The organism is Psychrobacillus sp. (genome assembly GCF_056205495.1).
On sequence record NZ_JBAEAP010000455.1, the window covers coordinates 1 to 8,722 of the forward strand.

Annotated in this window: 9 protein-coding genes; 7 read left to right on the forward strand and 2 right to left on the reverse strand. The window is 36.2% G+C overall.

Annotated elements, in window-relative coordinates:
- Both AC06OU_RS13170 and AC06OU_RS13175 read left to right on the forward strand, forming a co-directional pair.
- Positions 1-528: dihydrolipoamide acetyltransferase family protein (locus tag AC06OU_RS13170; RefSeq protein WP_475856333.1), on the forward strand; the 528-nt coding region annotated here is incomplete at its 5' end.
- 485 nt (positions 529-1,013) lie between these two features.
- Positions 1,014-2,006: an LLM class flavin-dependent oxidoreductase gene (locus tag AC06OU_RS13175; protein ID WP_475856335.1), complete on the forward strand. Its 993-nt coding sequence runs from the start codon at positions 1,014-1,016 to the stop codon at positions 2,004-2,006.
- 84 nt (positions 2,007-2,090) lie between these two features.
- Here the strand turns inward: AC06OU_RS13175 and AC06OU_RS13180 are convergent, their stop codons facing one another.
- On the reverse strand, positions 2,091-2,723 hold the full coding sequence (locus AC06OU_RS13180) for a lysostaphin resistance A-like protein (protein WP_475856336.1): 633 nt from the start codon (positions 2,721-2,723) through the stop codon (positions 2,091-2,093).
- A gap of 228 nt (positions 2,724-2,951) precedes the next feature.
- Here AC06OU_RS13180 and AC06OU_RS13185 point away from each other — a divergent pair, with 228 nt between their 5' ends.
- A complete protein-coding gene (locus AC06OU_RS13185; RefSeq protein WP_475856338.1) occupies positions 2,952-3,311 on the forward strand; it encodes a YolD-like family protein in 360 nt (119 codons plus the stop codon).
- Positions 3,312-3,441: 130 nt separating this feature from the next.
- Here the strand turns inward: AC06OU_RS13185 and AC06OU_RS13190 are convergent, their stop codons facing one another.
- Positions 3,442-4,323: a LysR family transcriptional regulator gene (locus tag AC06OU_RS13190; RefSeq protein ID WP_475856340.1), complete on the reverse strand. Its 882-nt coding sequence runs from the start codon at positions 4,321-4,323 to the stop codon at positions 3,442-3,444.
- A 103-nt stretch (positions 4,324-4,426) separates the two neighbouring features.
- Here AC06OU_RS13190 and AC06OU_RS13195 point away from each other — a divergent pair, with 103 nt between their 5' ends.
- From AC06OU_RS13195 to AC06OU_RS13210, 4 genes are all read left to right on the forward strand, one after another.
- Complete coding sequence (locus tag AC06OU_RS13195; RefSeq protein ID WP_475856341.1) at positions 4,427-5,497, forward strand: citrate/2-methylcitrate synthase; 1,071 nt, start codon at positions 4,427-4,429, stop codon at positions 5,495-5,497.
- Between the two features lie 228 nt (positions 5,498-5,725).
- Complete coding sequence (locus AC06OU_RS13200; protein ID WP_475856343.1) at positions 5,726-6,472, forward strand: SDR family oxidoreductase; 747 nt, start codon at positions 5,726-5,728, stop codon at positions 6,470-6,472.
- 97 nt (positions 6,473-6,569) lie between these two features.
- On the forward strand, positions 6,570-7,505 hold the full coding sequence (locus tag AC06OU_RS13205) for a DUF2268 domain-containing putative Zn-dependent protease (RefSeq protein WP_475856345.1): 936 nt from the start codon (positions 6,570-6,572) through the stop codon (positions 7,503-7,505).
- Between the two features lie 100 nt (positions 7,506-7,605).
- Positions 7,606-8,475, forward strand: coding sequence for a protein kinase family protein (locus AC06OU_RS13210; RefSeq protein WP_475856347.1), 870 nt, complete (start codon positions 7,606-7,608; stop codon positions 8,473-8,475).
- Positions 8,476-8,722 lie beyond the last annotated feature (247 nt).

Below are 8,722 nucleotides of genomic sequence, written 5' to 3' on the forward strand. Positions count from 1 at the left end.
ACTTATTTTGCATTCTTTGTTAAAGCAGTTGCACAAGCATTAAAAGAATTTCCAATGATGAATTCTATGTGGGCTGGCGACAAAATTATCCAAAAGAAAGACATCAATATTTCAATTGCAGTTGCAACGGATGATGCCTTATTTGTTCCGGTAATTAAGCATGCAGACGAAAAGACGATTAAAGGCATTGCTCGAGAAGTAATGGAGCTAGCTGGAAAAGTCCGCTCTGGTAAGCTAAAATCTGATGAAATGCAAGGCGGTACCTTCACTGTAAACAATACAGGTTCATTTGGCTCTGTTCAGTCGATGGGAATCATTAACTATCCACAAGCTGCAATCCTTCAAGTAGAGTCTATTGTAAAACGACCAGTAATCATGGAGGGCGGCATGATTGCTGCTAGAGATATGGTGAATCTATGTTTATCTCTTGATCATCGCGTATTAGATGGTCTAGTATGTGGACGTTTCTTAGCTCGCGTGAAAGAAATTTTAGAGAACATTTCGAAAGAAAATACTTCAGTATACTAAAATATACTTTCGTCCAAATATTAGATATAAATTGAGGGATGGTCTCGAGTGAGTGTTGACCGACCGATTATTCGGGGTGACCGACCGATTATTTCGGAAAACCGACCGATTATCGGCTCGAACCAACCGATTATGTGTAAAAACCGATCGATCCCAATAATAAAGTCCGCGAAAGCGGGCTTTTTTTCTGTTTAGTTGACACTTCTCTTACCTGTAGGTGCGTTTCCCGACTTTAGGTAACATTTTATCCGGTTTATGTAGCATATCAAACTCATTTAGGTGCGTCTGGCTTTGATTTAGGTGACACTTCTCTTACCTGTAGGTTCGGATCCACTCTTTAGATGAGGGGAGTCTCATTTAAAGAGGCTCCCCTTATTATCTAATTAGGAAATTCCAAGACCCTTTCGTTTACTTTTTCTTACTATTTCTATAGCATTTAAATAGAAAGTAGAGAATGTATTGCAAACGAAGGAGCGAATATATATATGAAATTAAGTGTGTTAGATCAAGCACCGATCACTAAAGGAAATAATGCAATAGATGCATTGAAAAAAGCAGAAGAATTAGCAATTTTAGCTGATGAGCTCGGCTATCACCGAATGTGGATGGCGGAGCATCACGGAACAAGTGCTTTTGCAAGCTCGGCTCCAGAAATTATTGCAGCTCATCTTGCTGCTAAAACAACAAACCTTCGAATTGGAACGGGTGGAGTAATGATGATGCATTACTCAGCGCTTAAGCTTGCGGAGGTATTTAAAACGTTAAGTGTTTTTTCTCCAGGAAGAATTGACTTTGGAGTAGGACGTGCCCCGGGCGGGGACAACTATGCGATGTACGCTCTTTCAGAAGGACGTCCGCCTATGGTGAATAATTTATACGAAAAGTTAGGGACAGCACTGGAGCTTTTAAATGATGAGGTACCTGAGGACAGTGTCTATAATAGAACTATTGCATCACCATCGAACGTCGTACTTCCTGAAGCATGGCTACTTGGATCTACTGGGAACAGTGCGATTAAGGCTGGACAGATGGGACTAGGTTATTCATTTGCTCAGTTCTTCCAGGGTGGGATGACTCCAACAATTTTAGATGCTTATCGTTCGAATTTTAAACCTTCAGCCTTTATGGAAAAGCCAGAAATCAATGTAACCTATTTAGTTACTGTTGCAGAAACTAAGGAAGAGGCGGAATTTGAGGCGCCACCTCAAGATATTTCTAGACTTTCACTTATGAAAGGACAGATTAGCCAGCTTATGACACCGGAAGAGGCACAAAATTATCCTTTAACCGAAATGGATCGGATGATGATTCAAGAAAACCGCAAAATCCACTTAGTAGGATCTGCTAAAGAAGTAGCTAATACTCTTCAAGAGGAGCAGGCACATTATGGCTTCGATGAAGTGATGATTTGTAGTATCCCACACTCTCAACAAAAGCGACTAGACGTTTACCGACTGCTAGCAAAAGAATTAATGTAATGTATTCGAGGCTCTGCTAAATGCAGGGCTTTTTTTAATGTACTTCCTTTTGAGTTACTATATTAAAATAGCGACTGCGATTGGTTATAAGAATAGAAATAGCTTTCGGATAAACAAATTCCAAATAGCATGTGTGACCATGGAAGGTATGACGGATTTCGATTTTATAGTAATACAAGCTAATAAAACCCCTGCAATGAGTGAAAGGAATAGGTAGGCAGGATGGAAAAGAGAAAAAAGTATTGAAATTAAAACCACAGCCCATACAGGCTTCACCACTTTCAATAGAGCAAATAGTAGAACCCCTCTAAAAAGAAGCTCCTCCCAAATTGGAGCTAAGATGACAGCATCTATTAAGGAAAGTTGGTTGGGACCCTCAAGCCAACCATTTTTGTAATTAACGATAATACTTCGGTCCATTAAAATTTCATAATGAACGCTTAACTTTAATATTAGGTAGGGGATCATAATTCCTATTAACATATATAGATATGTCCAAAAACTTTTAAATGGCTTGAAGTTTATTAACGGGACAATTAAATTTCTAACAGAACTAAAACTAATGGATAATAAAATGAAAATAGTAAACCAAATAAATGTACCAAATCCGTTAAAAAGTTGATTATTAAAATAACTCACTCCATATCCTGTTAGCATAAGTAAAACGGCATACACAAAATTATTTAATGTATTACTATTTTTGTTAGCTGCAATCATCTTGATCTCCCTCTCTGTAATATCGGAACCTACTATAAATTTAACATAAATATCCATTTCAAAACAACATTAATAATAATATTACTGGCAATAATGGCGACTTTTTATTAAGCAATTACTTTCTTAAGGATAACTATTATGTAAAGGCTTTTCATGCCTAGGTATAAATTGGCGGTTGTATTAGGAACGTGTGTTCTGTATAATAGTCAAAAAAGAAAGGTGATGGAGATGACTAATTTCGAGGAGTTTGATTTATCTAAAATACGTGATAGAGGCTCGAAAAAATGGGTGGCTATGATGTTGCCAGAACATGTAACAATGCTGAGAGACTATCATGAGGAGATAAAAAAAGTTCCACGCCCAGATCTAAATGAATTCGACTACGAGGCAATTCAGGAACAAATAGAAATTGCTATGAAAAGAAATGTAGATATAAAAGTTAAACGTTGGAAGGATGGAGAATTTTTATATCATCGTGGGACGATTCAATGGATTGATTTAAATAAGCGTGTTCTTGAGTTAGAAGATCCCTATCGTTTTTATGAAGTAAAGATTGATGAAATAGTTGATGTAACTATTCTAGAGTAATCGTAGATAAAAGATGCTAATGTAGGTAATCATTAAAACAAAAACGTAAAATCAGCAACTTATTTTACGTTTTTGTTTTGATTTGAAAGTGAAAATATGAAGAAAGTTCCTACTCATACTTAAGCTTATTTTACCCAAAATAATATTTGGAAATTTGGGATATAAACTCTTCTTCGAGCACGCCCTTCTTTTTAACAATTATAAATGTAGAAACTGTAGGCAGTTCAAACAAATCAAAATGTGGTTGCATCATCTTTCCCTCGATTAATTCTCGTCTCACAATAGAGTGAGGAAGAAAGGATATACCGAGTCCTTCTTGTATAAAGCGTTTAGTTATGTGTGCCTGCGTAACCTTCATCGTTCTTAATCCAACTACATGCTTATTCAGCTTTAATAACAGTTCATCCCAAAACACGGGATGATGGTGTGTAAAAAGATAATTTTTTTGAAGAATATCCTTAATATCTATTGGGGGTCCATTTTCTTCATCAAAACCATCGTAAGGCATTAAAAATAGAATAGGATCCTCATAAATAGAAATAGATTCTATATTTTTTTTCTGAGAATCAATTGCTGATATTCCTATATTTACTTCACCTGTATCTACTAAATCCTCAATTAGATTGGATTCCTCTACCCGAATATTTATCTCTAAGTCTGGATGATGCTTTAAGAAAGTCTTTAAAAAGTAAGGAAGGATTGTCTCTGCCATAAGCGGAGAAATGGCAATAGTCCATTTTCGACGATACCCTTGTGCGAATGCACGTACATTGTTGACGCTATGATCTGTTTGTTGGACAAGTCGCATAGCTTCTGGAAGAAAAAATTTACCAGCCTCTGAAAGAGAAACACGATTGTTTACTCGATCGAAAAGAGGGGTACCTAAATATTCTTCAAGCAATTTAATATGGACAGTTACACTAGGCTGAGAAACCATTAATTTTTCAGAGGCTTTACGAAAATTTAAGGTTTCTGCTGCTACACAAAATGTTTTTAACCAATGGTATTCCATATATACACCCACTCAATTAATTTTTTTAATTAACATAATTATATATATTTAATTTTTATTATCAATGTTTTGAAATATAATAAAGAAAAAGGAGGCGTTTCGTATGTTTCAAAAGGGACTAAAGGATGTAGTTGCCGTTCATACAAAAATTGCATCAGTGGACGGAGATTTAGGTGAGCTTAGATACCGAGGTGTGAAGGTAGATGAGCTTATAAATGAAGGGACATTTGAAGATATCGCAAGCTTTTTATGGTCAGGGGAAAGAGCAAATACAAGTTTGGCATCATTGAAAGAATATAGAGTGTTACCAAATCATATAATCGCCATTATTGATGCTCTTCCAAGCGATGTTTCTTTAATGGATGCCATGAGAACAGCAATTTCTGCCTTTGCACATACAGAATTTAAGGAAAAAACGCTAGAGGAGCAGGCAGTAATTTTAACGGCTGCATTGCCAGTTATTATTGCAAGGCATTACCGGAATCAAAAAGGAGTACCGATAGTTGAACCTAAACAAGAGCTTAACCATACAGCAAACTATTTATGGATGTTAAATGGGGAAGTGCCAACAGATGTACAAGTTGAAGCACTTGAAACTTATTTAAAGCTGACGATGGAGCATGGTTTGAATGCATCGACATTTGCTGCTCGAGTAACTATTTCAACCGAGTCAGACTTAACTGCAGCAGTAACTTCAGCATTAGGAACAATGAAGGGACCATTGCATGGAGGTGCGCCTTCTGGAGTAATTTCACTACTCAATGAGTTTAAAAATCCTACAATGATTAGAGATATTGTAAGAGATAAGATTACGAGCGGTGAAAAAATTATGGGCTTTGGTCACCGCATCTATAAAACTGAAGACCCTCGATCTATTTTACTGAGAGATAAATGTCTAAATCTGCAAGGGAAAGATCCTTGGCTAGACATAGCGACTATAGCGGAAAAGGAGATTATTGAGTTACTGGCAGAACATAAGCCAGGGCGCAAATTATACACAAATGTAGAATATTATGCTGCAGCGATCATGCGTTCAATTGATATGCCAGCGGAACTATTTACACCAACTTTTAGTGCAGCAAGAATGGTTGGATGGACAGCACACGCAATTGAGCAAATTAGAGACAATACAATTTTCCGCCCACAATCCATTTATGTAGGGGAACTAAAATAAGTAAGAAACGTGGAGGTTCCTGACAGCTGTCAGGAACCTTTTTTATTTTGTATAAGAATAAATTAGTAAGTTCTTACAGTAAAGCGTATGAAATGCATATTAATTTTGACTATTCTGATATAAAATGGTAAGAGACATTTTATAGGAGAGAGGTTATAAATTTGTGAACCTCTTATTTTATTTATAAGTAACTATCTATTAGCTTTATATTTACAAGGGGGGAAACAGATGAGTAAAAAAATAGCTATAGTAACAGGAGCAAGTAATCATAGAGACATTGGGACTGCTATCTGTCGAATATTAGCCTCTAAAGGAATGGATATATTCTTTACCTATTGGAAAGCGGAAAGTGAATGGATTCAACAATTTCAACAAGAAATAAACAACTTAGGTGTTCGTTGTGTAGGTTTGGATATTGATTTATCTGCAACTGAGGCTTACGCACTTGTCCTTGATGCTGTAGAGGAGCAACTAGGACAGCCTACTATTCTAGTTAACAATGCGGCTCATTCCACAAACGATGGATACTTGAATTTGGACAGCAAGACGATAGATGATCATTATGCAGTTAACATGAGAACAGTATTTCTGTTAAGTGTCGAATTTGCTAAGCGTTTCGAAAATAATGATTTAATAAACGGTAGAATTATAAATATGACATCAGGTCAAGAGCTAGGCCCGATGCCCGGCGAGCTTGCCTACGCAGCAACCAAGGCTGCTATAACAGCTTTTACAAAATCATTATCGACTGAAGTTGCACCATTAGGAATAACAGTAAATGCTGTTAATCCAGGACCGACTGATTCTACCTGGATGACGGATGAAATAAGAGAACATCTATTACCGAAATTTCCAATGGGGCGAATCGGTCAACCAAAAGATGTTGCAGAGAGTGTAGCCTTCCTGGCAAGTGATGAAGCGGCTTGGATTACTGGCCAAATTATTCATTCTGAGGGTGGATTTGTACGTGGCTAGTCGTCATGAAGAATCCAATGTATAGCGTTTAATGGATGGCCCGATAAAATTGTGTTAAAAATCTATTCCATTTCATCAACTTTACTGGGGGAAATTAATGATTAACTATTGGAGAATGTTTATATTTGTAGTTATCTCTCTTCTTTTGTTTGGATGTAACGAAGATGTGGAAAAACCAGAAATATTGCTGGATGAAAATCCTGTGATTTTAGAGCACAACGGTCAGCAATTTGAATTATACAAATTTTATGAGGAATACGAGAACTTTATCATCAAGGCAGAAAAAGAACCAGATAATATAAAAGTATTATTTCAGCAAGAAGTCATGAAAGCCTTCGGTGAAAGTACAAACCATACAGTTTCTTTATATGAAGAAATATCAGCACCCACAAAGATAGATGAAGTTAGGGAATATCTTACGCAATTGAGAGCACAAGAAGATGATATAGACAGATGGATTAAAGAAGCTCTAGAGGATTCGGGAGACAAGCTCCCAGGAGAAGACAAGAAAGTTTATATATTTCCTTCCTTTAGTGAGGAAGTTTCTTTAAAAGAATTAGAATATGTGAGTGGATTAGCGATAGATAAAGAAGGTTTTATTTTAATGATAAATCCTCTTTTTACAGAGCGTTCTCTAAAGTATACCGTGGCACATGAATATCATCATACGGTTGCAATGGAAAGTGGCCGTGCAAAAACCTTGCTAGAGCGAAGTGTTTTGGAGGGAAAGGCAGATACTTTTTCAAAAATTATTTATCCTGAAATGGAACCAGCTTGGCTACAGCCCCTTTCCGGTTATTATAAGGAGCATGGGTGGGAGATTTTCATGGAAAACTTGAACTCCGAGGAATCAGAAATGTGGAATTTCCTTTACATTGGTAATCATTTTAAAGGGATAGCTAGATGGACTAATTACAAAATTGGTTATGAAATCATGCAAAGCTTTTTAGAAGAAAATCGAGACGTTTCAATAGAGGAATGGACCAAGATGTCAGCGCAAGACATACTAGCTAAGAGTCAATATGCGGACTAAAGAGAGCGTAGGAGATTACCATGAATTTACTTTCTCAACTTACAAAGCCGAGAACTTTTTAAAAACGTGGATTTGAATTTCTTATGGAAGGAGAACGAATATGAAATATGCACAAACCTTAGTGTTAGACGGTGTGTCCTTTCAGTTAAAAGAACATCATGATTTTAAATGGCTGAACGATTTTGGAGAGGTTTTTTGTGTCTTTGATCGGCAAGATTCAGGTAATATCTCATTTGGTGTACAGAAGGGGAATGTGAAAAGGTTTATAAAATATGCTGGAGCTCAAACTATAAACTATGCGGGAGAACCTAAAGAAGCCATTAAAAAACTCAAAAATGCAAAGGATGTGTATAAAGAGTTAGAACATCCTTACCTAGTTAAACTAGTGGATCATTTGGAGCTCCGGGAAGGGTTTGTACTAGTATTCGAATGGTTTGATGGATTAAACATACAAAAGAATGTTGAACTAAATTCTTCTTGTCAGAGATTTAAAAAACTTCCACTTGAATTACGTTTACAATCTCTTTCAACTATTTTTGAATTTCACGTGCATGTAGAAAAAAATAATTATGTAGCGATAGACTTTTACGATGGAAGCATCTTATATGATTTTAAACAAAATATAACTAAAATATGTGACGTGGATCTATACCAAGTAAAACCGTTTTATAACCAAATAGGAAGGCTTTGGGGCTCTTCCAGGTTTATGTCGCCAGAAGAGTTTACCATTGCATCCGAAATTGATGGACGATCCAATGTTTTCAATATGGGAGCAATGGCATTCGCTTTAGTTGGTGGAGCTCTTGACCGTTCTTATAATACTTGGGAAGCAGGGAGAGAATTATATCAGGTAGCTAAGAAAGCAGTGGAAAAGAATAGGAACAATCGTTATGCTTCAGTTATAGATTTCTATACCGAATGGAAGTTTTACTTAGAGGGATATGGTATTTATCCTCCAAAAAAAGTGTAAAAAATATAAACCTTAATTTAAAAGTATATAGTGTGCCTCTTGCAGTTACTGTGCAAGAGGCCTTTAGTTTACACTTTTCCGTATGATGGAAATGAATCATATTCTAGAAAATTATATTTTTGGATTTAAAAGGAAAAGGAACTAGCTAGATAGAATAATAAAAGTAGCTTATGCTCACCCAATTAAATTTCTAGGTGAGTTAATGCCATAACTTTCGAAAAACAATATTTGATTAGCAAACTATTAA

Bases quoted from the DNA above. Each gene is read 5' to 3' on its own strand.
- AC06OU_RS13175 (WP_475856335.1), top strand. From the start codon at position 1,014: ATGAAATTAAGTGTGTTAGATCAAGCACCGATCACTAAAGGAAATAAT.
- AC06OU_RS13180 (WP_475856336.1), bottom strand. From the start codon at position 2,723: ATGATTGCAGCTAACAAAAATAGTAATACATTAAATAATTTTGTGTAT.
- AC06OU_RS13185 (WP_475856338.1), top strand. From the start codon at position 2,952: ATGACTAATTTCGAGGAGTTTGATTTATCTAAAATACGTGATAGAGGC.
- AC06OU_RS13190 (WP_475856340.1), bottom strand. From the start codon at position 4,323: ATGGAATACCATTGGTTAAAAACATTTTGTGTAGCAGCAGAAACCTTA.
- AC06OU_RS13195 (WP_475856341.1), top strand. From the start codon at position 4,427: ATGTTTCAAAAGGGACTAAAGGATGTAGTTGCCGTTCATACAAAAATT.
- AC06OU_RS13200 (WP_475856343.1), top strand. From the start codon at position 5,726: ATGAGTAAAAAAATAGCTATAGTAACAGGAGCAAGTAATCATAGAGAC.
- AC06OU_RS13205 (WP_475856345.1), top strand. From the start codon at position 6,570: ATGATTAACTATTGGAGAATGTTTATATTTGTAGTTATCTCTCTTCTT.
- AC06OU_RS13210 (WP_475856347.1), top strand. From the start codon at position 7,606: ATGAAATATGCACAAACCTTAGTGTTAGACGGTGTGTCCTTTCAGTTA.